At 65.8% G+C, this 25534-nt stretch carries 27 protein-coding genes; 20 read left to right on the top strand and 7 right to left on the bottom strand.

Features of this window, described 5'->3' with window-relative positions; translation table 11 throughout:
* Positions 1-97: 97 nt before the first annotated feature.
* Positions 98-727, top strand: coding sequence for an SDR family NAD(P)-dependent oxidoreductase (locus tag AWB95_RS00175; protein ID WP_169714616.1), 630 nt, complete (start codon positions 98-100; stop codon positions 725-727).
* Positions 728-730: 3 nt separating this feature from the next.
* Here AWB95_RS00175 and AWB95_RS00170 read toward each other — a convergent pair whose 3' ends face one another.
* From AWB95_RS00170 to AWB95_RS00160, 3 genes are read right to left on the bottom strand one after another with little or no spacing between them, the layout of a single operon-like run.
* Positions 731-1543: a thioesterase family protein gene (locus tag AWB95_RS00170; RefSeq protein WP_062538388.1), complete on the bottom strand. Its 813-nt coding sequence runs from the start codon at positions 1541-1543 to the stop codon at positions 731-733.
* Positions 1544-1553: 10 nt separating this feature from the next.
* Positions 1554-2372, bottom strand: coding sequence for an SMP-30/gluconolactonase/LRE family protein (locus tag AWB95_RS00165; protein ID WP_062538387.1), 819 nt, complete (start codon positions 2370-2372; stop codon positions 1554-1556).
* An 8-nt stretch (positions 2373-2380) separates the two neighbouring features.
* Positions 2381-2575 carry a hypothetical protein gene (locus AWB95_RS00160; protein ID WP_062538386.1) on the bottom strand — a complete coding sequence of 65 codons (195 nt, stop codon included), beginning with the start codon at positions 2573-2575 and terminating at the stop codon, positions 2381-2383.
* Positions 2576-2635: 60 nt separating this feature from the next.
* Here AWB95_RS00160 and AWB95_RS00155 point away from each other — a divergent pair, with 60 nt between their 5' ends.
* Positions 2636-3517, top strand: coding sequence for an acyl-CoA thioesterase (locus tag AWB95_RS00155; protein ID WP_062538389.1), 882 nt, complete (start codon positions 2636-2638; stop codon positions 3515-3517).
* An 18-nt stretch (positions 3518-3535) separates the two neighbouring features.
* Here AWB95_RS00155 and AWB95_RS00150 read toward each other — a convergent pair whose 3' ends face one another.
* Together AWB95_RS00150 and AWB95_RS00145 are read right to left on the bottom strand one after the other, a co-directional pair.
* Complete coding sequence (locus AWB95_RS00150; RefSeq protein ID WP_062538385.1) at positions 3536-4264, bottom strand: DUF427 domain-containing protein; 729 nt, start codon at positions 4262-4264, stop codon at positions 3536-3538.
* Positions 4261-4761, bottom strand: a complete 501-nt coding sequence (locus AWB95_RS00145; protein WP_062538384.1) for a TetR/AcrR family transcriptional regulator — start codon at positions 4759-4761, stop codon at positions 4261-4263. The genes AWB95_RS00150 and AWB95_RS00145 overlap by 4 nt, the downstream gene beginning before the upstream one ends.
* 154 nt (positions 4762-4915) lie before the next feature.
* Between AWB95_RS00145 and AWB95_RS00140 the strand changes: the two genes are divergently transcribed.
* Together AWB95_RS00140 and AWB95_RS00135 are read left to right on the top strand one after the other, a co-directional pair.
* Positions 4916-6085 carry a CaiB/BaiF CoA transferase family protein gene (locus AWB95_RS00140; protein ID WP_085167365.1) on the top strand — a complete coding sequence of 390 codons (1170 nt, stop codon included), beginning with the start codon at positions 4916-4918 and terminating at the stop codon, positions 6083-6085.
* Between the two features lie 69 nt (positions 6086-6154).
* Complete coding sequence (locus AWB95_RS00135; protein ID WP_062539377.1) at positions 6155-6664, top strand: hypothetical protein; 510 nt, start codon at positions 6155-6157, stop codon at positions 6662-6664.
* On the opposite strand, the gene AWB95_RS00130 is transcribed toward AWB95_RS00135, so the two are convergent.
* Entirely contained in the window at positions 6661-7767 is a 1107-nt protein-coding gene (locus AWB95_RS00130; RefSeq protein WP_062539386.1) for an alcohol dehydrogenase catalytic domain-containing protein, read from the bottom strand. The two genes, AWB95_RS00135 and AWB95_RS00130, sit on opposite strands and share 4 nt — an antisense overlap.
* Before the next feature lie 14 nt (positions 7768-7781).
* Here AWB95_RS00130 and AWB95_RS00125 point away from each other — a divergent pair, with 14 nt between their 5' ends.
* Together AWB95_RS00125 and AWB95_RS00120 are read left to right on the top strand one after the other, a co-directional pair.
* Positions 7782-8255 carry an acyl-CoA thioesterase gene (locus tag AWB95_RS00125; protein ID WP_062539378.1) on the top strand — a complete coding sequence of 158 codons (474 nt, stop codon included), beginning with the start codon at positions 7782-7784 and terminating at the stop codon, positions 8253-8255.
* Between the two features lie 87 nt (positions 8256-8342).
* On the top strand, positions 8343-8786 hold the full coding sequence (locus AWB95_RS00120) for an SRPBCC family protein (protein ID WP_062539379.1): 444 nt from the start codon (positions 8343-8345) through the stop codon (positions 8784-8786).
* On the opposite strand, the gene AWB95_RS00115 is transcribed toward AWB95_RS00120, so the two are convergent.
* Positions 8783-9475: a GntR family transcriptional regulator gene (locus tag AWB95_RS00115; protein ID WP_062539380.1), complete on the bottom strand. Its 693-nt coding sequence runs from the start codon at positions 9473-9475 to the stop codon at positions 8783-8785. The genes AWB95_RS00120 and AWB95_RS00115 overlap by 4 nt on opposite strands.
* Before the next feature lie 96 nt (positions 9476-9571).
* On the opposite strand from AWB95_RS00115, the gene fadD5 reads away from it, so the two are divergent.
* The 14 genes from fadD5 to AWB95_RS00045 all read left to right on the top strand — a co-directional run bounded on the left by fadD5 (position 9572) and on the right by AWB95_RS00045 (position 25183).
* The gene (gene fadD5, locus AWB95_RS00110) at positions 9572-11212 is read left to right on the top strand and encodes a fatty-acid--CoA ligase FadD5 (RefSeq protein ID WP_062539381.1); all 1641 of its coding nucleotides are present in this window, start codon (positions 9572-9574) and stop codon (positions 11210-11212) included.
* A 215-nt stretch (positions 11213-11427) separates the two neighbouring features.
* Entirely contained in the window at positions 11428-12234 is an 807-nt protein-coding gene (locus tag AWB95_RS00105) for an MlaE family ABC transporter permease (protein ID WP_062539382.1), read from the top strand.
* Positions 12231-13100 carry an ABC transporter permease gene (locus AWB95_RS00100; protein WP_085167363.1) on the top strand — a complete coding sequence of 290 codons (870 nt, stop codon included), beginning with the start codon at positions 12231-12233 and terminating at the stop codon, positions 13098-13100. Before AWB95_RS00105 ends, AWB95_RS00100 begins: the two co-directional genes overlap by 4 nt.
* A 16-nt stretch (positions 13101-13116) precedes the next feature.
* Positions 13117-14427: an MCE family protein gene (locus tag AWB95_RS00095; RefSeq protein ID WP_062539383.1), complete on the top strand. Its 1311-nt coding sequence runs from the start codon at positions 13117-13119 to the stop codon at positions 14425-14427.
* Positions 14424-15464, top strand: a complete 1041-nt coding sequence (locus tag AWB95_RS00090) for a virulence factor Mce family protein (protein ID WP_062539384.1) — start codon at positions 14424-14426, stop codon at positions 15462-15464. The genes AWB95_RS00095 and AWB95_RS00090 overlap by 4 nt, the downstream gene beginning before the upstream one ends.
* Positions 15461-17065 (top strand): virulence factor Mce family protein, encoded by a 1605-nt coding sequence (locus AWB95_RS00085; RefSeq protein ID WP_085167361.1) that lies wholly within the window; start codon positions 15461-15463, stop codon positions 17063-17065. Before AWB95_RS00090 ends, AWB95_RS00085 begins: the two co-directional genes overlap by 4 nt.
* Entirely contained in the window at positions 17062-18714 is a 1653-nt protein-coding gene (locus tag AWB95_RS00080) for a virulence factor Mce family protein (RefSeq protein ID WP_085167359.1), read from the top strand. Before AWB95_RS00085 ends, AWB95_RS00080 begins: the two co-directional genes overlap by 4 nt.
* Before the next feature lie 8 nt (positions 18715-18722).
* The gene (locus AWB95_RS00075; RefSeq protein ID WP_085167374.1) at positions 18723-19868 is read left to right on the top strand and encodes a virulence factor Mce family protein; all 1146 of its coding nucleotides are present in this window, start codon (positions 18723-18725) and stop codon (positions 19866-19868) included.
* Positions 19862-21427, top strand: a complete 1566-nt coding sequence (locus AWB95_RS00070) for a virulence factor Mce family protein (protein ID WP_062538211.1) — start codon at positions 19862-19864, stop codon at positions 21425-21427. Before AWB95_RS00075 ends, AWB95_RS00070 begins: the two co-directional genes overlap by 7 nt.
* Positions 21397-22101, top strand: coding sequence for a hypothetical protein (locus AWB95_RS00065; RefSeq protein WP_062538212.1), 705 nt, complete (start codon positions 21397-21399; stop codon positions 22099-22101). The genes AWB95_RS00070 and AWB95_RS00065 overlap by 31 nt, the downstream gene beginning before the upstream one ends.
* Positions 22098-23075 carry an RDD family protein gene (locus AWB95_RS00060; protein ID WP_062538213.1) on the top strand — a complete coding sequence of 326 codons (978 nt, stop codon included), beginning with the start codon at positions 22098-22100 and terminating at the stop codon, positions 23073-23075. The genes AWB95_RS00065 and AWB95_RS00060 overlap by 4 nt, the downstream gene beginning before the upstream one ends.
* On the top strand, positions 23072-23686 hold the full coding sequence (locus tag AWB95_RS00055; RefSeq protein ID WP_084706882.1) for a mammalian cell entry protein: 615 nt from the start codon (positions 23072-23074) through the stop codon (positions 23684-23686). Before AWB95_RS00060 ends, AWB95_RS00055 begins: the two co-directional genes overlap by 4 nt.
* Positions 23653-24465 (top strand): hypothetical protein, encoded by an 813-nt coding sequence (locus AWB95_RS00050; protein ID WP_062538215.1) that lies wholly within the window; start codon positions 23653-23655, stop codon positions 24463-24465. The genes AWB95_RS00055 and AWB95_RS00050 overlap by 34 nt, the downstream gene beginning before the upstream one ends.
* Positions 24466-24493: 28 nt before the next feature.
* The gene (locus tag AWB95_RS00045; protein ID WP_062538216.1) at positions 24494-25183 is read left to right on the top strand and encodes a YoaK family protein; all 690 of its coding nucleotides are present in this window, start codon (positions 24494-24496) and stop codon (positions 25181-25183) included.
* Positions 25184-25534: the final 351 nt, after the last annotated feature.

Below are 25534 nucleotides of genomic sequence, written 5' to 3'. Positions count from 1 at the left end.
ATCCGAACCTTTACAAAATACCGTTGAAATGTCACGCTGGCCTGGTGCCACCGTCAACGGCTGTCGACCCCCAGATTTTAGCCACGACAAGCAGGTCATGACCGAGTTTCGCGCCGTAGTGGTCACCGAGGCCGCGTCGCCCGTCGCGCTCGCGACCGCTGCGCGACTGGCCCGCCGCGGCGACCTGGTGCTGATGGGCGCCCGCCGCGCCGACGTCTGTGAGCGGCTGGCTGCCCGGTTGCGGGCGTGCGGCGCGGCGGCGTTCGCGGCCCAGCTGGATCTGGCCGACACCTCCTCGATCGACCGATTCGTCGAGGCCGCACGCTATCTGATCGGCGAGGCTGACGTGTTGGTCACGGGCGCCGGTCTCACCGACGGCTCTTGGATCGGTGCGCAACACCTTGCGGCACAACTCATTCCACCGATGGTTGACGCGGGGCAGGGCGACGTGATCCTGGTAGGCCCCGAGCTCTTCGGGGCGCCGCCGTGCGGGGCGCGGCGAGACCTGGACACGTGGATGTCGGCGCTGGACGCCGAATTCGTCGGCACCGGCGTGCGAGCCTCGCTGATCCGCTCGGCACCGGTCGGAAGTCGGGCGGTGCCGCACGACGTCGGGCGTCTGCTAGCCGCCATGGTGGGGTCCCGCGGCCGAATGCACTTGCGGCACGTCGAGATCGTCCCGCCAGTGGCCGCGCCGAGATTGAGCAAGGAGCCAGACGTTCGATAGCTCTCAGTCCGGACGCCGGCGCACCAGCACGGACTGCTGGATGCCGCCGACCGCGCCCTGTTCGTCGAAGAGCGTGCCGATCGTCGTGCCGATCCCGTCGGGGCCGTAGCTGGTTTCGGCGCGGATACCGATCCACTGCCCGTCGGGAACTCGGTGCACATGCACGACGAGATCGGTGTTGAGGAACGTCCACTTGGTGATGTCGAGTTTCGAGCCGATGCCGTTGGCATCGTCGGCCACCGCGAAAAGCCGCTCCAGGGACGTCATGGTCTCACCCTTGACGAGGTCGACGGTGGGGCTGATCCAGGACTCGCCGGCGCCGTCGTTCAGCGGTTCGGTCAGCCACCGCCAGTCCAGGCTGTGCACGTAGTTGCGGTCCCAATCCTTTGCGAGGTCACGGCTTTTGGCCTTACTCAGCGGTGGCAGCGGTGGCGCCGCTGCGTGAGCCATCTCCAGGGTGTCGAGGTGCTGCAGCCGCCAGCCGCTGGCGCGGGCGACGGGCCGCGGCCGGCCGTCCGGCCCGAGGCCCAGCATCTCGGCGCCGACCAACTCGATCTGCTTGCCGGCGCGGTCGACTTGTGCGCGCACCCAGATGTCTCCCTCGGCGGGAACCGGTCCCAGCAGGTCGACGACGACCCGGCTCAGCCGGGTGTCGTCGCGCTGCGCGCAGCGCTCAAGGGCACGCACCAACAGCGCCGACACCGGTGCGGCGTGCTGGATGGCCGCCGACCAGGTGCTGCGTACCAGATCCGTGGCCCTGAACTTTTCGCCGAGCTGGTCGTCGGCGTCGATCAGCTCGTAGTACGAGTCGCTCATGCTGCGCCTTTCATGGCAGGCCGGCGCCCGGGACGTCGACGGTCACGGTGTCGAGCTGGGAGACGCGGGTTCCTTTTAGCCGTTCGGGGTAGGCGTCGGCGCTGGACAGCAGAAACAGGGTGCGGCGTCCCGGGCCGCCGAGCGTGCAGGCGATCGCGGAGCGCTCACCGATGTCGATGCGGTGAGTTACGTTGCCGCCGGGAGTGATTCGCTCGAACTGATGCGCCAGCGTCATCGACGTCCACACGCCGCCCTGGGCGTCGAGCGCAATGCCGTCGGGCGGGCCGTCGAGGCCGTCGGCGAAAACGCGGCGGTCATGCAGGGCGCCCGTTTCGTCGATGGTGTATGAGGTGAGTCGCCGGCTGATCGACTCGGCGACGATCAACGTCCTGCGGTCGGGCGTGATCACCATCCCGTTGGGAAAGTCGAGGCCGTCGGCCACGACGGTGACCGAGTCGTCGGGGTCGACGCGCACGATGACGCCGCCCTCGAACGCCTGGGACCCGATGTAGGCACGCCCGGCGTCGTCGACCACCATGTCCCCGAGGTTGGCGGGCGCCACGTTGGCGAGATCGGCGACGGGAGTGACGGTTTCGCCGTCGTAGCGCAACACTTGCCGGTCTTCGGCCGAGGCGATCAGCAGCGATCCGTCAGGACGGAACCCGAGCCCGGATGGCGTGTGATTGGGCAGCGGCAAGGTGGTGACCGAACCGCCCAGGGTGACGGTGTGCACGGCCTCGTCGAGCATGTCGGAGAACCACAGCAGCCCCTCGAACCAGCGCGGGCCTTCCCCGAAGCAGAACCCTTTGGCCAGCGGAGTGGGCTTCATCGGAGTTCTCATGGGCGACCCGCGGCGCCCGGCTTCGCCGCGCTTGCGATCGCCCACAGTTCTCGCGCGACGGCCGCGTGGTAGGCGTCGATCGTCATCGTGCGCCCGAACAGTGTGACGCCCTGGCCCGGGTAGGTCTTGGTCCAGTTGGCCAGGTCGGTGGACGCGGTCTGGGAACTGGTGGTGACGATGCCCAATCTCATACCTCTCTGCTCGCCGCCGTTAACTTTACATATATGTCCGAAAGTGTCACGCTGGAGGGCATGAGCACCGATGCCGATCAGACCCAGTGGTCCGTGACGGGCCTGCTTGATTTGTTCGACGCGCGCGCCGACGGTGATAGCCGATTCAGTGCGGACACCGGACTCGCCGGGGCCGACGAGCGTCAGGTGGTGGAAGGCACCCAGGTGCTGGCGCAGGCGATTGTCGCTGTGGCCAAACGGTTTCCGGAGAAATCGGTGCGGTCCGCGCACGCGGTGTTCGCCCGGGCCGTCGCCGTCGGACCGCCGGTCGAATTCGAGGTCGACGTGGTGCACGAGGGCCGGTCGACGGCCACCGCGGTCGTGACGGCCATGCAGAACGGGCGGCGGTGCGTGACGGTGACCGTGCTGGCCGACGTCCCGTCGCCGGACGTCATCCGCCACCACATCCCGCGGCCGGAGGTCGTCGGGCCCGCGGAGGCCAACGTCTCGGAGATGCCGATGGTCGGGCGGGAACTGCGGCTGGTCGACGTCGTCGACGTCAACAGCCCCGACGAGGTGGGGCCGCCGGAGTTGTACGCGTGGCTGCACTACGACCCGATCCCGGCGCGCGACGACCTGGCCAAGGCGTTGCTTGCGTACTTCACCGGCCACCTGGGCATCTCGACCACGATGCGGGCGCACGCCGGCATCGGTACCAGCCAGTCACACCTGACGGTGTCGACGGCGCCGATGACGGTCACGGTCAGCTTCCATGAGCCCGTGCGCTGGGACGGCTGGCTGCTGTACTCGCATGAAAGCACGCAGGTCGGTGCCGGGATGTCGTACATCCGCGGCACCGTGCACACCGAAGAGGGCGAGCTGCTGGCCTCGTTTACGCAGGAGGCATTGATCCGCCCGATGCGACAGACTGACAGCTCAATTGCGGTCCAGTCGCGGCTATAGCGGGTCGCGACAACACCACTACCGTCTCCGCCTGGCGTCGTCATCAATTGATGACGCTCCTCGGAAGTAGGTGGCGGACGGCAGCTCCGCGACGACATCGGCCCGCGTCGCGTCGAAACTGAGAAACCCCTTGATCGGCAGGCTTTCGGGCGGCGGGTCCGGGTAGCTCCACGCAACGTCGTCGACCACCGTGTCGCCGATGACCGCCGCCCAATACGTCGCTGTCCCTTTGTAATTGCAATAGGTCGACGTCTCGGTGCGTCGTAGCAAATCGATGCGGACCAACGACGGCTCGACATAGAGCCTCGGCGCCAGTGCGGTCTCGAACACGATCACCGTGTCGTCGGTGTCCACCAGCGTCGTGCCGGCCACCTCGACACGCAGCCGGCGTCGCGTCGGCCGGCAGTCCACCCGGTGATACGGGTTGGGTGGGTAGTGCACGAGCTTGCGGCCTTCCTCGACCCAGGTGTCGACCGCATCCCAAGGAACCCGGACGTAGCCCGGCGCCTCCGGCTCGGGCTCGCTGGGCAGTTCGCCGACCACCTCGGCCGGAAACGCATAGGACAGCGGGCAATTGGCGCGGTGCACCAGCAATGCCCGCTCGGTGTCGATGACCGTGCGCCCGCCTTTGACAGCCTGGACGCGACGATGATGCGGCTCGACGTACACCAGATCGTCCGGCAGCGGCTTCGAGAACCGGCCGGCCGGGTCGGGGCTCAACGGTCCTCTACCCGCCACCAGACTCATGGCTTGAGCCCTACCGCGTGGCGAAGCTGTGCTAAAAACTGGTCGCCGTCGTCGCTACGCACCAGGTAATGCGAAACCGCCACCCGGATTGCGGTCGCTGCCTTGACCGCTCCATTGGGCCCGGGAAGCAGCCGCTGCAGGCGTGCCCGCATCACCGGAATCACTTCGGACAGTTGGGCAATGGTGACTTCGGGTTCGACATCGACGAGCCGGACACCCGAATAGGACTGTTGGTACTCGACGATGAAGCGCAATGCGGCGTCGAGTTTGTCAGTCCCGTGTAAGCCGGCGGTTGCACGGCTGATGCCGGTGTCGAACATCTGGCGCTCGTGGTCACCGAATGCGTCGAGCAGCTCCTCCTTGGACGCGAACCATCGATACAGCGTCGGCCGCGAAACCCCGGCTTGCTGAGCAACAGTGGACAGGCTGAGTTTGGTCCGGCCGTTGCGGCTGAGCACTTCGGTGGTGGCCATCAGGATCCGGTCCCGGGTGCTCATGACGACAGCGACTTCTCGGGCGGCGCCACCTCAACCGGCGCCACCAACGAAACCGCGGAATTGCTCGCCACCGGTCGATAGCCTCCTAATTCCGCTAGCGTACCCGGTTAGCTTACAAATCCAAGCAAAAGTGTAAATACGATTGGGGGCCTGCGTGGTGGGACCACTGGAAGGCACGAGGGTCATCGAGCTTGGCGTCTGGGTGGCGGCTCCGGCCACCGGCGGCATCCTCGCCGACTGGGGCGCCGACGTCGTCAAGATCGAGCCGCCGACCGGTGATCCGGCCCGGATGTTCGGCCGGATGCTAGGGGTCGAGGACGGGACCAGTCCGCCGTTCGAGATGGACAACCGCTCTAAACGCAGCATCGTGCTGGACCTCACCAGCAACGACGACCGCACTACCGCACTCGAATTGCTCAGCGACGCAGATGTTTTCCTGACAAACGTGCGTCCCGGTGCACTGCGAAGGCTCGGGCTGGACTACGAGAGCGTGGCGGCGGGCCATCCCGCTCTGGTGTACGGCTTGATCACCGGCTACGGGCTGACCGGACCGGATGCCGACCGCGCCGCCTACGACATCGCGGCGTTTTGGGCCCGCGCCGGGCTGGCGCATCTGCTCACCCGTCCCGGCGACACGCCGCCGTTCCAGCGCGGCGGGATGGGCGACCACACCGCCGGCATGACGCTTGCCGCTGCGATCTGCGCGGCGCTGATCGCCCGCACCCGCACCGGGGCCGGACAACTGGTGACCACCTCGCTGTACCGGCAGGGCGCCTACACCGTCAGCTTCGACCTCAACACCTTCCTGCTCACCGGCCACCAGATCGCGATCGGGCAGCGCGAGTCGATGGGCAACCCCTGCATGAACAACTACACCGCCGGCGACGGGCGGCGGTTCTGGATCGTGGGGCTCGAGGGCGAGCGGCATTGGCCGCCGCTGTGCCGGGCGGTGGGCCGCCCCGAATGGCTGACCGATCCCCGCTTCGCGCAGCCGCGGGCGCGCGCGGCCAACGCCGCCGAGCTCATCGCTGAACTGGACGCGATCTTCGCCACCAAACCGCTGGACGGGTGGGCGGAAACCTTTGCGGCCGAACCGGATTTCTTCTGGTCGCCGATCAACTCGGTCGAGGACGTGATCGCCGACGAGCAGTTCCACGCGGCCGGCGGCCTCGTGCATGTGCCGGACGGCGACGGCGGTGTGCCGATGGTCGCGACGCCGGCCGACTTCCACGGCACGCCCTGGGAGCCGCGCTGCACCGCGCCCGCCCTCGGCGAGCACACCGACGAGATCCGGGCCGAACTTGCGGCCCCCCGGGGCGACTAGGACTTTACAGATTAGCGCGAGAATGTCACGCTGTAGCCGCTCAGCCCGCTACGCACCGAGGATGATGCGATGACGACGTCCACTGTGGCCTTCGCCGCTGCACCGGCCAGCAGCTCACGCAGCCGTGACCTGAACTATCGGCTCGACGTCGTGGCCGTCGACGTCGCCGACGTCGTGCTGTCAGCCGGAGGATGGCTGTTCGACCGCGCGATGGCCGGCTGGGAGGTCAGCGTTCTACTTCCCGAGCCTTCCGATGCCCTGCCGCTGCGGATCTTGGGCGTCCGGACTCTTCAGTGGCAAGCGGACCTCGACGGCAGCGCGGGATTGGCCGTCGGCGCAGAGGCTTTCGCGGCCCATGCGGGCATCCGCGACATGGTGCTCAAGGCGCTGGACCACAGCCTGACCGAAGTGACGCTGTGGGGCGACGAGTGGCCGCTAGGCGTCGATCGCGCGACGACGGCTGTCCACCATCGGCTCAGCGCCGCGGCGCGCGTGTTCAAACGCCATGCGCTCGCCGCGGCGGGGATTTCGGCGGTGGTCGACCCGATCGAAACATTGCGGAGCGATCGCCACGCCTAGAAGGCGATCAGCTGACGCACGGTTGTGCCGTCGGCGAGGCGATCCATCGCCTCGTTGATGTCGTCCAAGGCGATCGTCGAAGACACCAGCGCCTCCACCGGCAGCCGGCCCGCACGCCATAGTTGCACGAACCGCGGGATATCACGGGCCGGCACCGCGGAGCCCAGGTAGCTGCCGATCAGCGACCGGCCTTCGGCAACAAAACCCAACGGCGACACGGTGATCCGGGCCTCTGGCGGCGGCAGCCCCACCGTGATGGTGCGGCCGCCCGGAGCGGTCAACTCGATGGCAGTCTGCAGCGCGGCGGGGTGACCGGCGGCCTCGACGACGATCGGCGCCTTGACGCCGGCATCGGCGGCCTCCTTCGGCGTGTAGGTCTGGTGCGCGCCGAGACCCTCTGCGGCCGTGAGCTTCTCAGGTAGTTGGTCGACGGCGACTACGCGGACGTCGTCGTGCGCCAGCGCGGTCAGCACCGCCGCCATGCCCACTCCGCCGAGGCCGACGACAACAACCGTCTGCCCCGCGATCGGTTTGCCGACGTTGAGCACCGCGCCGCCGCCGGTCAGCACCGCGCAACCGAGCAGCGCCGCCACACCGGGCGGAATGTCGTCCGGGACGGGAACGACGCTGGCGCGATGGACGACCGCATGCGTCGCAAACCCCGACACCCCCAGGTGGTGATACACCGGTTTCCCGTCACGACGAAGCCGCATGCCGCCGCCCAGCAGAGTCCCGGCGGTGTTGGCGGCACTACCCGGCTCGCAGGGCGTCAGCCCGTCGGTGGCGCACGCCGCGCACCGACCGCAGCGCGGCAGGAACGCCATCACCACCCGCTGGCCCACCTCGACGTCGGTGACGCCGTCGCCGACCCGTTCGACGATCCCGGCCGCCTCGTGGCCCAGCAGCATCGGCACCGGCCGCACCCGGTTGCCGTCGACCACCGACAGGTCGGAGTGGCATACGCCGGCTGCCTCGATGCGCACCTGGAGTTCACCGGCGCCGGGCGGCGCCAGCTCGACCTCGGTGACACTGATCGGCCGAGATTGCGCGTACGGCCGCGGCAATCCGATGCGCTCCAGCACGGCGCCCCGGATTTGCAGCATGTTCGAATACAACCATGACGTCGGTACCGCCCACACCGGACAATCTGACCAGCCGCGACTTTCCGGTGCTCTGGCCCGTGCTCACCCGATGGGCCGACAACGACATGTTCGGCCACCTCAACAACGCCGTCTACTACCAGCTCTTCGACACCGCGATCAACGCCTGGATCAACACGACCATCACAGACGTCGATCCCGTCACGACGCCGGTGCAAGGCATCGTCGCCGAATCGGGCTGCCGCTACTTCTCCGAACTGCACTTCCCGCAGCGTCTGGTCGTCGGCCTGGCCGTGACCCGACTCGGGCGCAGCAGCGTCACCTATCGGCTGGGCGTGTTCCGGGCCGGTGAAGAACTCGCCGACGGCGAAGACCAGGCGATCGCCGCGCTCGGGCACTGGGTGCACGTCTACGTCGACCGCACCAGCCGCAAACCGCACCCGATACCCGACCCCATTAGGGCACTGCTTTCGACGGCCTGCGTCGAGTAGCGCCGCCGCCGCGAAACAGAAGCCAAGGCTGTGGAGCCTGCGAAATCACGACCATGGCTTCTGTTTCGCGTCGGATAACCTAGCCCAATGCCGATCGTGAGCAAGACCGTCGAAGTCGCCGCCGACGCGGCCTCGATCATGGCCATCGTCGCCGACTTCGAGTCGTATCCCCAATGGAACGAGGAGATCAAAGGTCTGTGGGTGCTGGCCCGCTACGACGACGGCCGGCCCAGCCAGCTACGGCTCGACGCCGCATGGCAAGGCATCGAGGGCACCTACATCCAGGCGGTGTACTACCCAAGCCCGAACCAGATTCAGACCGTCATGCAGCAGGGCGATTTGTTCACCAAACAGGAGCAGTTGTTCAGCGTCGTCGAAATGGGACCGACATCGCTGCTGACCGTGGATATGGATGTGGAGACCGAGATGTCGGTGCCCAAACCGATGGTCAAGTCGATGGCCAACAACGTGTTGGACTACCTGGCGGAGAATCTCAAAAAACGCGCCGAGCAGCTCGCCGCCAACTCTTAGTCCCAGATCCCGCTGTCGTCCAGCTTCTCGGTGAGCCGGCGTGCGCCGTCGACGAACTGCCAGTTGGTGTGCTCGACGACGCCGGCGGCGTCTCGGCGGCGCAACGCGGCGATCAACTGGCGGTGGTTCTCCACCGCCGCCTCACCCCAACTCGGGTCCGCGGCGTACACCCGCAGCGGCATGTACCGCGCGGCATGCAACAGAAACCAGGCCAGCTTGATCCGCCCGGTGGCCCGGTTGAAGGCCCGGTGAAACGCGAACTCGGTGGTCGCGATCGCCTCGACGTCGGCGGACGCGACCGCCGCCGCCAGCGACTGGTTGATCCGTTCAAGCTCGTCGATTTCCGCGTCGGTGATCCGTTGCGCAGCCGTCGCGGCGAGCTCCTTGGCGATGGTGGCCTGCAACCAGAAGATGTCGTCGATGTCCTGGCGGGTCAGCGGCACCACCACATGACCGCGGTGCGGCTCCAGCTGCACCATGCCCTCGCCGCTCAGCTTCAGCAGCGCCTCGCGCACCGGGGTAATGCTGACGCCTAGCTTGGCAGCGGTCTCGTCGAGCCGGATGAACGTCCCCGGCGCCAGGGCGCCCGACATGATCGCGGCCCGCAAATGCCCTGCGACCTCGTCGGACAGCTGCGCCCGGCGTAGCGGGGGACGGCTACGCGGATGCGCGGAAGCGGGCGCGTTCACGGGACTTGTCTTCGCGGCGTCAAGACCATAATGTGACCCAGACAACACCAAGTTTTATCAAATATCAACTTCGCCACAAGACGAAGGGACCGCTAGTTGACCGCGCAGTTGACCGCCACCACCGAACAGCCCTACCTGTCCCGCCGGCAGAACTGGGTGAATCAACTCGAGCGCCATGCACTGATGCAGCCCGGTGCGACAGCGTTGCGTTTCCTGGGCAAAACCATCACCTGGGGCCAGCTTCGAGACCGCGTCACCGCGTTGGCCGCTGCGCTGAGCCGCCGCGGGGTCGCGTTCGGGGACCGGGTCATGATCCTGATGCTGAACCGGCCCGAGTTCGTCGAATCGGTGCTGGCCGCCAACATGCTCGGCGCCATCGCGGTCCCGGTGAACTTCCGGCTCACGCCGACCGAGCTCGCATTCCTGGTCGACGACTGCCAGGCGCGGGCGATGGTCACCGAACCCGTGCTTGCCGCCGTCGCCGCCGGCGTCCGCGACATCACCCCGGTACTCGACATGATCATCGTCGCCGAGGCCGCCGGCGATGACGGCGTGGTCGGCTACGAAGAACTGGTCAACGAATCCGGCGACGCACCCGACCCCGTCGACATTCCCAACGACTCGCCGGCGCTGATCATGTACACCTCGGGCACCACGGGACGGCCCAAGGGCGCGGTGCTGACCCACACAAATCTGACCGGGCAGACAATGACGGCCCTCTATACCAGCGGCGCGGACCTGAACAACGACGTCGGGTTCATCGGGGTGCCGTTTTTTCACATCGCCGGGATCGGCAACATGCTGACCGGGATGCTGCTCGGCATCCCGACCGTGATCCATCCACTGGGCGCGTTCGATCCCGGACAGTTGCTCGACGTCCTGGCCGCAGAGAAGGTGACCGGGATTTTCCTGGTGCCGGCCCAGTGGCAGGCGGTTTGCGCTGCGCAGCAGGCGAATCCGCGCGACGTCCGGTTGCGGGTGATGTCGTGGGGTGCTGCACCTGCGTCGGACACCCTGCTGCGCCAGATGTCGGAAACGTTCCCGGGCACCCAGATCCTGGCGGCGTTCGGTCAGACCGAGATGTCGCCGGTCACCTGCATGCTGCTCGGTGACGATGCGATTCGTAAGCGAGGATCGGTCGGCAAAGTGATTCCGACCGTCTCCGCGCGGGTGGTCGACGACAACATGAACGACGTTGCTGTCGGCGAAGTGGGTGAAATTGTCTACCGCGCACCGACATTGATGAGCGGCTATTGGAACAACCCGCAAGCTACGGCGGAGGCATTTGCCGGCGGTTGGTTCCACTCCGGTGACCTCGTCCGGATGGACGAGGACGGTTATGTGTGGGTGGTCGACCGCAAGAAGGACATGATCATCTCCGGCGGCGAGAACATTTACTGCGCCGAGGTGGAGAACGTACTGGCCAGTCATCCCGCGATCGTCGAGGTCGCTGTGATCGGTCGTCCGGACGAGAAGTGGGGTGAGGTGCCAATTGCGGTGGCCGCGGTCGCGGCGGACCACTCGCAAAACAACTTGAGCCTCAAGGACCTCGACGAGTTCCTCACCGAGCGGCTCGCGCGCTACAAGCATCCGAAAGGCTTGGAGATCGTCGACGCTCTGCCGCGCAACCCGGCGGGCAAGGTGCTCAAGACCGAACTGCGGGCTCGCTACGGTGCGCCGAAAGCCTCCCAAACCGCGTCTGCATCAAGTGATTCTGCCAGCGGCCCGGGAGGCTGACATAACAATAAGGTCCCAGGTCAAACTGACGAAAGGTCAATAGTGCGGATGCGGTGCGCAGCGAGCGTGCCATCGGGTATGGTCCTGTGGTCTCGCTTACTACCCCTGGGTAACGAGGCGGCGGTCACACACGTTGGGATGGGGCAAGGAGGAGGCGTGCGACATGATCCGCCGCGACGTCGCAAGGCGCGCGGTTCCGTCGTAAGGGGACTCCGGTGACGACGACGCAGCCACGGCTTCACGATTATGTTCGCGACCAACTCGGTCCACCGCTGGTGCTCGTCGGTGGCTTCTTCCGGATGTGCACGCTGACCGGAAAGGCGTTGTTCCGCGTGCCATTTCAATGGCGCGAGTTCATCCTGCAGTGCTGGTTCATCATGCGGGTTGCGCTGTTGCCGACCATGGCGGTCTCGGTCCCGGTGACAGCGCTTTTCATCTTCACGTTCAACATCCTGCTGATCCAGGTCGGCGCCGCCGATATCTCCGGCGCCGGCGCCGGGATCGCCGTGATCACGCAGATCGGCCCGATCAACACGGTGCTGGTGGTCGCCGGAGCGGTGTCCACGGCCATCTGCGCCGACCTGGGTGCGCGCACCATCCGCGAAGAGATCGACGCGATGGAAGTGTTGGGCATCGACCCCATCCATCGGTTGGTGGTTCCCCGGGTTCTGGCCTGCGCGTTGGCCTCGATGTTGCTCAATGCCCTGGTGTGCATGGTCGGCCTTGTCGGCGGCTTCTTGTTCGGCGTCTACATGCAGAACATCTCGGCCGGCGCCTACTTGTCCTCGCTGACACTGGTGACGGGACTGCCCGAGGTGGTCATCGCGACGGTCAAGGCGTTGACCTTCGGACTCATTGCGGGCCTGGTCGGTTGCTACCGCGGGCTGACGGTGCGCGGCGGTTCCAAGGGTCTGGGTACCGCGGTCAACGAGACTGTGGTCCTGTGTGTGGTGGCGCTGTTCGCTGTCAACGTGGTGCTGACCACCATCGGTGTGCGATTCGGAACGGGGGCCCTGGGATGAGCATGGCCCAAGTCCTGCGGACCCGCTTCCCGCGGGCATCCGCGAACCTTCGTCGCTACGGCGGCAGCGTCACCCGACCACTTGACGAAGCCGGAAAGCTGGGCTGGTTCGCGGTCATCGGCGGCCGCGACATGGCCTGGGCGGTAACGCGTTACCGCAAGGAGATCCTGCGGCTGATCGCCGAGATCGGCATGGGCACCGGCGCCATGGCCGTCGTCGGCGGGACCGCGGTCATCATCGCGTTCGTGTCGCTGTCCGCCGGCTCGCTGGTCGCCATTCAAGGCCTCGCGTCACTGGGCCACATCGGACTGCAGACCCTGCTCGGGTTCCTCGCCGCGTTCATCAACGTGCGTCTGGTCGCGCCAATCGTCACCGGCATCGCTCTGGCGGCCACGGTCGGCGCCGGCGCCACCGCCGAACTCGGCGCCATGCGAATCAGCGAAGAGATCGACGCGCTGGAGGTGATGGGCATCAAGTCGATGGCGTACCTGGTGTCCACTCGGGCGCTGGCCGGGCTCGTGGTGATCATCCCGCTCTACTCGGTGGGCCTGATCTTGTCCTTCCTGTCCCCGCAGGCGCTTACGACCGTGTTGTACGGACAGTCGTCCGGCACCTACGAGCACTATTTCCGAACGTTCTTGCGCCCCAACGACGTGTTCTGGTCATTCGTGGAGGTCATCATCATCGCCGGGGTCGTGATGCTCACCCATTGCTATTACGGATACAACGCCAGCGGCGGTCCGGTCGGGGTCGGTGAGGCAGTCGGCCGCTCGATGCGTTTCTCGCTGGTCTCGACGCCCGTCGTCATGCTGTTGGCCGAAATGGCGCTCTACGGCGTCGACCCGAACTTCGCATTCACGGTGTAAGGCAACGGGATACGCCATGACGACTCTGCAAGGCAAGGTAAACAAGCCACCGGCGCAGCCGTACAGGTTGGCCGGTGTGGTGGTTGCGTTGGTCAGTGCACTGGTGCTGTGGCTGGTGTACCTGCAATACAAGGGAGACTTCACCGCCAAGACGCAGCTGACGATGCTGTCGGGCCGGGCGGGTTTGGTGATGGACCCCGGAGCGAAGGTCACCTACAACGGCGTGCAGATCGGCCGGGTGGCCAGCATCTCCGAGATCCAGAATGACGGTCGGCCAACGGCCAAGTTCACCCTGGACGTGTACCCGCGCTACCTCAAGCTGATTCCGGCCAACGTGGATGCCAACATCAAAGCCACCACCGTGTTCGGCCAGAAGTATGTTTCGCTCACATCACCGAAAAACCCCACGCCGCAACGGATCACCCCACATAATGTGATCGACGCCAGGTCGGTGACCACCGAGTTCAACACCTTGTTCCAGACGATCATGTCGATCTCGGAGAAGGTTGATCCGGTCAAGGTGAACCTGACCCTCTCCGCGGCCGCGGAGGCGTTGAACGGGTTGGGGGACAAGTTCGGTCAGTCGATCGTCAACGGCAACGCCATCCTCGACGACGTCAACCCACGGATGCCGACCATCCGCCACGACATTCAGCAACTGGCCACCCTCGGCGACACCTACGCCAACGCCTCGCCGGACCTGTTCGACTTCCTCAACAACGCGGTCGTCACCGCGCGCACACTGCACCAGCACGAAAAGGACCTGGATCAAGCGTTGTTGGCGGCGACGGGCTTTGGCAACACCGGCGCCGACGTCGTCAACCGGGGCGGGCCGTACCTGGCCCGGGGCGCCGCCGATCTGGTGCCCAGCGCCCAGCTGCTGCGCACCTACGCCCCGGAGGTTTTCTGTGCCGTCCGCAACATCAGCGAGGCCGAACCGAAGGTCGCCGCGTTTACCGGCGGCTTCGGCGGCTACGAGCTGCGAACCAACGTCGCGCTGCTTTCCGGGTTGGGACTCCTGGCGTCTCTCCCGGGGATCGGGATGTTAGCGGCTACGCAGGGGCTCGCAGGGTTGGCTGGACTCGTCGGTGGGTCGCCGAATCCCTATATCTACCCGGAGAACCTGCCGCGTATCAACGCTCGCGGTGGGCCCGGCGGTGCGCCGGGTTGCTGGCAGAAGATCACGCGTGAGCTGTGGCCGGCGCCGTATCTGGTGGTGGATACCGGCGTCAGCTTGGCACCGTACAACCACGTGGACGTCGGGTCGCCGTACGCAATCGAGTACGTCTGGGGCCGCCAAGTAGGGGACAACACGATCAACCCATGAGTATCAGAGGCACTGTCATCAAGCTCGGCATCATCGGAACGGTGTTGCTGGCATTCACGGCGCTCCTCGTCGTGGTGTTCGGTCAGATGCGCTTCGACCGGACCTACAGCTACTCTGCGGAATTCAGCAATGCCAGCGGCTTGCGCAACGGGCAGTTCGTCCGCGCCTCCGGGGTGGAGATCGGCAAGGTCAAGAAGATCAAGCTGGTCGACAACGGCCACAAGGTGCATGTGGACTTCGACGTCGACCGCGGGGTGCCGCTGTACCAGTCGACGACCGCGCAGATCCGCTACCTGAACCTGATCGGTGACCGTTACATGGAGCTCAAGCGCGGGGAGGGCGAAGGTTCCGATCGGGTGCTGCCGCCCGGTGGATTCATCCCGCTGTCGCGCACCCAGCCAGCTCTGGACCTCGACGCGTTGATCGGTGGTTTCAAGCCGCTGTTTCGGGCGCTGGACCCGGACAAGGTCAACAACATCGCCTCGTCCATCATCACGGTCTTCCAGGGCCAAGGCGGCACCATCAACGACATCCTCGACCAGACAGCACAACTGACCTCTCACATCGCCGAGCGTGACCAGGCCATCGGCGAGGTGATCAAGAACCTCAACATCGTGCTCGACACCACCGTCAGGCACCGCAAACAGTTCGACGAGACCGTCGACAACTTCGAGAAACTGATCAGCGGGCTGAACAATCACGCCGACTCGCTGGCCGCCAACACCGCGCACATCAGTGACGCCGCGGGAACAGTGGCCGATCTGTTGGCTGAGAACCGGGCCCTGTTGCACGACACCATCAACTACCTGGACCCGATCCAGCAGGCGATCATCGATCAGCGCGATCAGTACGACGATCTGCTGAAACGCGCGCCGACCGGGGTGAACACAGTGGGCCGCGCGGTCGGTAGCTACGGAGACTGGGTGAACTTCTACTTGTGCGATGTGACGCTGAAGACCAACGGGTTACAGCCAGGCGGGCCGGTCCGCACGGTCAGGATCTGGACGCAGCCGACGGGTAGGTGCACGCCGCAATGAGAACGCTCGAACCCGCCAACCGGCTTCGTATCGGCCTGATGGGCATTGTCGTCACGCTGCTCGTGGTCGGCGTGGGCCAAACGTTGACCAGTGTCCCGATGTTGTTCGCCAGTCCGATCTATTTCGCGCAGTTCCCGGATTCGGGCGGCTTGGCCAAGGGTGACAAGGTGCGCATCGCCGGCATGAACGTCGGCAAGGTCGAGGGAATCAAGATTGACGGCGACCACATCGTAATGAGGTTCTCGACCGGCACCCAAACCATCGGCACCGAGAGCCGGCTCGCGATCAAGACCGACACCATCCTGGGCCGCAAAGTGCTCGAGATCGACCCGCGAGGCACCCAGACGCTGCGTCCTAACGGCACACTCCCCTTGGGGCAAAGCACCACCCCGTACCAGATTTACGACGCGTTCTTCGACGTCACCAAGGCCGCCGCGGGCTGGGACATCGACACCGTCAAGCGGTCTCTGAACGTTTTGTCGGAGACCATCGACGAGACCTATCCGCACCTGAGTGAGGCCCTCGACGGGGTGGCCAAGTTCTCCGACACCATCGGCAAGCGCGACGAGCAGGTCACGCACTTGCTCAAGCAGGCCAACCAGGTGGCCAGTGTGCTCGGGGACCGCAGCGATCAAATCGACCGCCTGTTCGTGAACTCGAACACGCTGCTGGCGGCGTTCAACCAACGAAGCCGGGCCATCGGCGCCCTGCTGGGTAATGTCTCCGCCCTCTCGACGCAGTTGCAGGGCGTCATCAACGACAACCCCAACCTGAATCACGTGCTCGAGCAGCTGCGCACCGTCAGTGACCTGCTGGTGGCACGCAAGGACGATCTGGCTACTGCGGTCACCCTGCTCTCCAAGACCATCGCCGCCTTCAACGAAACTGTCGCGTCAGGACCGTATTTCAAGGTGTCGCTGGCCAACTTTTTGCTGACGCCGGGCTGGATCCTGCAGCCGTGGGTGGATGCGGCGTTCAAGAAGCGCGGCCTCGATCCGGAGGAGTTCTGGCGCAGCGCGGGGCTGCCGGCGTTCCGGTTCCCCGACCCCAACGGCACCCGATTCCCCAACGGTGCGCCGCCGCCGGCTCCCCCGGTGTTGGAGGGCACGCCGGATCATCCGGGACCGGCCGTGGCGCCGGGTTCGCCGTGCTCGTATGCGCCGACGCCGGACCTGCTGCCGCGGCCGTGGAACCCGATGCCGTGCGCGGGCGTCGACCAGAACATGGGTCCGTTCGGGCCAAACGGGCCGTACCCGGCGTTGCCCGACGTGTTGTCGTCGCCACCGAACCCCAACGGCCTGCCGCCCACTCCGGGGATCTCGATCGGCGGGCGGCCGGGCGAGGTCGCACCCGACGTTCCGGGCACGCCGGTGCCGATCGCACCGGGTCCGCCCGGGGGACGCTCCGAGCCGCCCGGGCCCGTGGCGGGTCCCGCGCCTGCGAATCCCGCCGCCGCGCCGCCGCCACCACCTCTGGCTCCCGGACCGCCGGCGCCGCCGGGGCCCGGCAACCAATTGCCGGCGCCGTTCATCCCGCCGGGCGAAGGCGGAAACAGCCAGCCAGGCGGTGGGGGAGGAAGCTTGGGAGGTAGAGAAGGTTGAGCACCGTCTTCGATATCCGCAACCTGCGGCTACCCAAGCTGTCGCGGGCGGCGGTGATCATCGGCTCGCTGGTGATCGTGCTTGCCTTGGTCGCAGGCTATGTCGGGATTCAGCTCTTCAAGAAGCTGACCAACAACACCGTCGTCGCATACTTCCCCGAGGCCAACGCGCTATACAAAGGCGACGAGGTCCGGATCATGGGTGTGCCCGTGGGCTCCATCGACAAGATCGAGCCGGCCGGCGACAAGATGAAGGTGACCTTCCACTACGCCAACAAGTACAAGGTCCCGGCCAACGCCTCGGCGGAGATCCTCAACCCCACCCTGGTGGCGTCGCGCTACATCCAGTTGGATCCGCCCTACAAGGGCGGCCCCGTGCTGGGCGACAACGCGGTGATCCCGATCGAGCGCACCCAGGTGCCCACCGAGTGGGACCAGCTGCGCAACACCGTCACCAACATCATCTCCAAACTCGGCCCCACCAAGGAACAGCCCAAGGGGCCGTTCGGCGACATCATCGAATCGTTCGCCAACGGGCTGGCCGGCAAGGGCAAGAAGATCAACACCACGCTGGACGCCCTGTCGCGGTCGTTGAACGCGCTCAACGAGGGCCGAGGCGACTTCTTCGCCGTGGTGCGCAGCCTGGCGCTGTTCGTCAACGCGCTGCACGAAGACGACCAGAAGTTCGTCGCGCTCAACAAGAACCTCGCCCAGTTCACCGACAGCCTGGCCGGCTCCGACCGGGACCTGGCCAACGCCATTCAGCAGTTCGACAGTTTGCTCACCACACTTCGGCCGTTCCTGGCCAAGAACCGTGAGGTGCTGACGCACGACGTCAACAACCTCGCCACCGCAACCAACACGCTGCTGCAGCCCGATCCGCTGAATGGTTTGGAAACCGTTTTGCACGTGGCACCGACGGCGCTGGCGAACCTCAACCAGATCTACCACCCGTCGATCGGCGCCGTCGTCGGCCAGCCGGTGTCGATCCTCGGCGGCATCGGCTTCGCGAACCCGATGCAGTTGATCTGCAGCACGATTCAGGCCTTCAGCCGGGCGGGCTATCAGGAATCCGCCGAACTGTGTGCGCAGTACCTGGCGCCGATCCTGGACGCGATCAAGTTCAACTACATCCCGTTCGGGTTGAACTTCTTCAGCACCGCCGCGACGCTGCCCAAGGAGGTCGCCTACTCCGAGCCGCGGCTGCAGCCGCCACCGGGCTACAAGGACACCACCGTGCCGGGGATCTGGGTGCCCGACACACCGACGTCGCACCGCAACACGCAGCCGGGCTGGATCGTCGCCCCCGGAATGCAAGGGACGCAGGTCGGCCCGATCACGGAAGGCTTGCTGACCCCGGAATCGCTGGCCGAACTGATGGGCGGCCCGAACATCGAGCCGGTCCAATCGCAGTACCAAACCCCGCCCGGGCCGCCGAACGCGTACAACGAAGAGCCCGGTCCGCTGCCGTTCGTCGGTGTACCCGGCAATCCGCAGCCGATACCACCGCCGCCGCCCGCACCCGGCGTGGTGCCCGGACCGGTCGCGCCGACCCCGGCGCCGGTTTCGGGACCGGCCGGGCCTGCGCCCGGTCCCGGCGGACCACCGCTGCCCGCTGAGGCAGCCTCTTCGACAGGAGGGGGCTCGTGAGCCGCGTGATTCACCTGGCCCGCCACCGGGCCTGGCAGGGGTTGGCCTTGGTGCTGGCTGCGCTGATGCTGAGCTCGTGCGGGTGGCGCGGCATCGCGAACGTGGCGCTGCCCGGCGGCCCCGGCAGCGGCGCCGGCGCCTACACCCTCTACGTGCAGGTGCCGGACACGCTGGCGATCAACGGCAACAGCAAGGTGCTGGTCGCCGACGTGTTCGTCGGCAAGATCCGCGACATCCAGCTGAAGAACTGGGTGGCCACCCTGACGCTGGGAGTGGACGGAAACGTCAAGCTGCCGAAGAACGCCACCGCCAAGATCGGACAGACCAGTTTGCTGGGCACTCAGCACATCGAGTTGGCAGCACCGCCCAACCCGTCGCCGCAACTGCTGAAGGACGGCGACACCATTCCGCTGAAGAATTCGTCGGCGTGGCCCAACATCGAGCGCACCTTGGCCAGTCTCGCAATGATTTTGCGCGGCGGCGGTATCTCGAACCTCGAGGTGATTCAAAACGAGGTCAACAACATCCTGGCCGGTCGTGGACCGCAGATCCGCGCGTTCCTGGGCAAGCTGGACACCTTCACGCGCGAACTCAACCAACAGCGCGACGACATCACTCACGCCATCGATTCCACCAACCGGCTGCTGGCATACGCGGGCAACCGCGCGGATGTGCTGGATCGGGTGCTGACCGAATTCCCGCCTCTGATCAAGCATTTCGCCGAAAAGCAGCAACTGCTGATCGACGCCACCAATGCGCTGGGCCGGCTTAGCCTGGCGGCCGACCAATACCTCTCGGAAACGCGGGGTCCGCTGCATCAGAACCTGCAGCTGCTGCAGTGCCCGTTGAGGGAATTGGGCCGAGCCGCGCCGTATCTGCTCGGCACGCTGAAGATCCTGGCCACCATCCCGTTCGACATCGACACCGCGCCGAAGCTGATTCGCGGCGACTTCATGAACGCGTCGCTCAATCTCGACACGACGTTGTCGACGGTCGACAACGCGTTCCTCACCGGAACCGGGTTGTCCGGTGCGTTGCGGGCACTCGAGCAGTCGTACGGTCGTGATCCGGCGACGATGATTCCCGACGTTCGCTACACGCCGAACCCGAACGACGCCCCCGGCGGACCATTGGTGGAGAGGGCGACATGCTAACTCGGTTGATCAAACGCCAGCTGGTCCTGTTCGGCATCATCACCGTGGTGGCGCTGCTGGTGCTGGGTTGGTACTACCTGCGCATCCCGACCTTGATGGGTATCGGCCAGTACCAGCTGAAGGCCGACCTGCCCGCGTCGGGTGGCTTGTACCCCACCGCCAACGTCACCTATCGCGGTATCACGATCGGCAAGGTCACCGATGTCGAGCCGACCGAGCACGGCGCCCAGGCGACGATGAGCATCGACAGTCGCTACAAGATCCCCGCCGATGCGTCGGCCAACGTGCATTCGGTGTCGGCGGTCGGTGAGCAATACCTGGACCTGGTGTCGCCGGGCAACCCGGGCAGGTTCTTCTCGCCCGGCCAGACCATCACCAAGGGCACGGTGCCCAGTGAGATCGGGCCGGCCCTGGACACCGCCAACCGCGGGCTGGAAGTGCTGCCCAAGGAAAAGATCGGCCAGTTGCTCGACGAGACGGCGCAATCGGTCGGCGGGTTGGGCCCGGCGCTGCAGCGGCTGGTCGACTCCACTCAGGCGATCGTCGGTGACTTCCGAACGAATATCCGCGACGTCGACGACATCATCCAGAACTCCGCGCCGATCCTGGACAGCCAGGCCACGTCCAGCCCGCAGATCGAGCGCTGGGCGCACAACCTGAACGTTCTGGGTGCACAGGCCGCCGAGAAGGACCAGAACCTCAGGGATCTGCTGCCGAAGGCGGCGCCGACCGCCGACGATCTGAACTCGGTATTCAGCGACGTCCGGGATTCACTGCCGCAGACTCTGGCCAATCTCGCGGTCGTGATCGAGATGCTCAAGCGTTACCACGCCGGCGTCGAGCAGGTGCTGGTGCTGTTGCCCCAGGCTGGTTCGATCATCCAGACGATCTCGACCCCGTACGAGCAAGAACACAACGCGGTGCTGGACCTCGGCGTGGCGATTAACCAGCCGCCGCCGTGTTTGACCGGGTGGCCTGCTGCAGCGGAGTGGCGGTCGCCGGCGGATGTCAGCCTGGCGCCCCTGCCGGAAGGCGCGTACTGCAAGATCCCGCAGGAGACTCCCGCCAACGTGGTGCGCGGAGCGCGCAACATTCCGTGTGTCGACGTTCCGGGTAAACGCGCGGCGACACCGAAGGAGTGCCGCAGCAACAAGCCCTACGAGCCGGCCGGTACCAACCCCTGGTACGGCGACCCGAACCAGATCCTCAACTGCCCGGCGCCCGGCGCCCGCTGTGATCAGCCGGTGAATCCGGGACAGGTGATACCGGCGCCGTCGATCAACAACGGACTCAACCCGCTGCCCGCCAGTAAGCTCCCGCCGGGAGGGCTGACGCCGCCACCGATCAGCGACCCGCTGCAGCGGCCGGGTTCGGGTACCGTCCAGTGCAACGGGCAACAGCCCAACCCGTGCATCTACACCCCGGGCGGGCCTCCCACCGCGGTCTATAGTCCGCAGAGCGGTGAGGTGACGGGCCCCGACGGAGTCAAATACTCCGTCAACAACTCGAGCAACACAGGAGACGACGGATGGAAGGAGATGCTGGCGCCAGCCGGCTGAATCCCGCCGAAACAGACGATTCGTCGTCAGACCAGACCAGCACCGAGGTGACAAGCGAAGACTCGTCGTCGGAGACGACGGCCGAGGATTCGGGTTCGGAGGTGGCCGCCGAGGATTCGCCAGAATCCGAGGATGAGCCCGCCGCTGAAGGCGCTTCCGTTGACGACCAGAATCCGTCGCGGCTGGGACGCAGGTGGTGGATCGGCATCGCCGCGGCGCTTCTTCTGGTGGCCGCCGGCATGGGCACCGGTGGATATTTCGCGCTGCGGTCCAATCAGGAGAGCCAGGCTATCGCGCGCCATGAGGCGCAGGCCGTAGCGGCCGCGAAGGACTGCATCGCGGCAACCCAGGCGCCCGATGTCGAGGCGATGTCGGCCGGGGCGCAGAAGATCATCGACTGCAGCACCGGAGATTTCCGGTCCCAGGCGGTGCTGTACAGCAGCCTGTTCGTCCAGGCGTATCAGGTTGCCAACGTTCAGGTCCAGGTGTCCGATCTGCGCGGGGCGGTAGAACGGCGCAATCCGGACGGCTCGTTCGACGTCCTCGTGGCCCTCCGCGTCAAAATGTCCAACACCGAAACGCAGAACCGAGAAATCGGCTACCGCTTGCGGGCGAAGATGGCGCCCGACGAAGGGCAGTACCGGATTGCCAAGCTCGACCAGGTGGCCAAGTGACGGCGGTGGTCGCCGAAACCGACACCGTGCCGGCAGTCGAAGCGACGGCGCCGTATAGCCTGGCGCGCTGGCACATCCGCGCGGCTGCGTTCGCCGTCGACGTGCTTCCCAGCGTCGCCGTGGTGGCGACGATGATTTTGGGCTCGTTGGCGGTACCGCTACGCAGCGCGTGGTGGTCGCTGTGCGTTGCGGTTGCGGCGACGGTGATCCTGCTGACCTTGATCAACCGGACGGTGTGGCCGGCGAACCGCGGTTGGAGCCTGGGCCGTGCCCTGGTGGGCATCACCGTGGTACGCCGCGACGGGAACTGCCCCGGGGTGGGGCGGCTGCTGCTGAGAGACCTCGCCCACGTGCTGGACACCCTAGCCGTATTCGTGGGTTGGCTTTGGCCGCTGTGGGATTCGCGCCGACGGACCTTTGCCGACCTGCTGCTGCGCACCGAGGTGCGCCGGGTCGAACCGAATCAGCGCCCCGCGGTCGCGCGCCGGCTTGCCGCAATCGTCGTGGCGACCGCGGCGGCGCTGTGCGCGGGCGGTGCCGCATTGAGCTTCACGGTGGTGTTCTTGCACGAGCGGGCTTCCGACCAGACACGCGCAGCGATCCAGGCGCAGGGGCCGAAGATCGTCGCCGAGATGTTGACCTACGACCCGAAAACACTGCAGCAGGATTTCGCACGGGCCCGCTCACTAACGACCGATAAATACCGCGACCAGCTCGCCAAACAACAGGAGGTTGTGCAAAAGGGCCAGCCCGTGGTGAACGAGTACTGGGTGACCAACAGCGCGGTCAAGTCCGCAACACCGGATCGGGCGGAGATGCTGTTATTTCTGCAGGGTCATCGCGGCGGAGAAAAGCAGCAGCGATTCATCACCGCCACCGTCCGAGTTGCGTTCGCCAAGAGCCCAGACGCGCGCTGGCTCGTCGACGACCTGACCGTGGTGACCAAACCCAAACCAGCGAAGGGTCAAAAATGAGCCCGCGCCGCCGCGTTCAGCCTGGCGAACAGCCGCTGCTATCCCAGCGGATACCGAAAACTCCGTTGTGGTCGCGGATGTCGTTGCGAAAGTGGAAATTACCGCGCCAGTGGTGGAAGCCGTCCCGGCAGTGGGTCATGCCGCTGGCAATGACCGTCGCCGTATTTGTCGCGGCAGGCGCAATCACCGCGTCGTCGGTCATCCTGGTCAACCATCGCAGACATCACGAGTTGGCCATGAAGGAAGTCGACGTGCTTGGGTTCGCTCGATCGTTCATGACAACGTTCACGTCGCTGGACCCGTTTCACGCCAACGCCTACGTCGACCGGATATTAGCCAACGGCACAGGTGATTTCGCCAAGCAGTACCGGGACAAAGTGAACGAGGTCCTCCTCAACGTCGCGCAAGCGGAGCCGACCAAAGGCACAGCTCTGGATGCCGGGGTGGAGCGGTGGAATGACGACGGCAGCGCGAGCGTGCTGGTGGCTACCGAAGTCACCTACAAGACTCCCGACGGCAAGCAAACAATCGAGAGCACAAATCGTTGGGTGTTAACCGCTCAGCGGGAAGGCGACCAGTGGAAGATCAGCAGCCTGCAACAGGTGATCTGACCGATGCCGAGCAGCCGCCGCGGAAGCGCCGCTGGTGGCCTAGCCGAGGACGCGACAAGTCCGCGGTTGCTGCGACCGAGGGCGTCGAGCCGGATTCCGACAAGTCTGAGGTGGAAGCGTCTGAATCGCCGACCGACGATGCTGTTGAAAGCGACACGGCAACGGCCGAATCCAGCGATTCTGACGAGGCCAGCGATTCTGACGGGGCCGCCGTCGACGAAGCCGGGGAAGCGGCGGTCACGGAGACCGACGCGGCCAGGCGACCTGTCGGTCGTCGGCTCGCCATCGTGGTGGGCGCCGCTGCCGTATTGTTCGTGGCCTCCGCGGCGTTCGCCGGCGCGATGGTTCAGCCGTATGTGAAGGACCGCGCCACCGTGGACACCAAGCTGCGAGTCGCAAGCACCGCTGCCAACGCCATCACCACGTTGTGGACTTACAACCCAGACAACATGGACAAGCTGGCCGATCGGGCGGCCCAGTACCTCAGCGGCGACTTTGAAGCGCAGTATCGCAAGTACATCGACGCAATTGTGGCGCCGAACAAGCAGGCCCAAATCACCAACACCACCGAAGTAACCGGGGCGGCGGTGGAGTCACTGAATGCGAACAACGCTACCGCGATCGTGTACACCAACACGACATCCACCAGCCCGCTGTCGAAAAACGTTCCGGCGCTGAGGTATTTGTCTTACCGGCTGACCATGAAACGCGATCACGCGCGCTGGCTGGTGACCAAGATGACGACCATCACGTCGTTGGATTTGACGCCGCAGATATAGGGCAGCCTGCCGAAAGGTATTGGACTCCATGGCAGTTGCCTCGCCGGTGTCCGACCGGCTCACTGTCGTGGCGCTGCTGTTGCTGACGTTTGCGACGGGTTTGGTGGACGCGATCAGCGTGCTGGTCCTCGGCCACGTGTTCGTGGCCAACATGACGGGCAACGTCATCTTCCTGGGCTTCTGGTTTGTTCCCGGCTCCGGAATCGACCTGACTGCTGCCGTCGTCGCGTTCCTGGGATTCCTGTGCGGAACGGTGATCGGCGGCCGACTGACCCGCATACTTGGGGACCAGACCCGACGGTGGCTCACCGTGGCGCTGAGTATCGAGATCGGTATGCTAGTGGCCCTGTCGATACTGGCAGGCATCGGTGTGCTGCGCTATCACGACAACACCAAGCTCATCCTGATTGCCGGGCTGGCAATGACTTTCGGCGCGCAGAACGTCGCGGCACGCCAGTTCGGGATCCAGGAACTCAGTACCACGGTGCTGACCTCGACGATTGTCGGTATCGGTTTTGACAGCAGGCTGGCCGGTGGCACCGGTGAGCGGGAAAAGCTGCGCTACAGCGTCATCGCCGCGATGTGCGGCGGCGCTATTGTCGGCGCGACGTTGTCGCGGATCACCGTCGCCCCGGTAATCGCACTGGCCGCCGCGGTGATCGCGGTCAGCATGCTGATCTTCCGGTTCGGCAAGCCGCGGACGCCGGCCTGCTCGTAGCGACGCTCCCTTTTTTGCTGGGCCAGGTCGGCTGCGTGGCATTAGGCTGATGTGAAGCCGATTGGCAGGGAGTGAGCACAAGGCGGTGCTCGTCCGGGAGTGGACGCATTGGGCGGTTGGCTATGGAGTGCTGCGTCCGGTGTGGAAACTGCAAAGCTCGGCGCGGTGATCCCTTGTCGCGGCTGGTGAGAATCGACATCGATCCGGCGACCGACATTTACCCGCTCATCGAGGAAATTCGCGAGTGCGGACGCATGCGCCGGGTCGCAATGACCGGTGGCCCCGAGCACCTACTATGCCGCCAAGACGCGTACCCCCTCGGCGCGTGCCTGCCGGGATGCACGGCTGGGG

This window comes from Mycobacterium celatum, assembly GCF_002101595.1.
Taxonomy (GTDB): Bacteria; Actinomycetota; Actinomycetes; order Mycobacteriales; family Mycobacteriaceae; genus Mycobacterium; species Mycobacterium celatum.
Note: the sequence above shows the minus strand (reverse complement) of the source record. Positions and strands in the feature narration are given on the sequence as shown.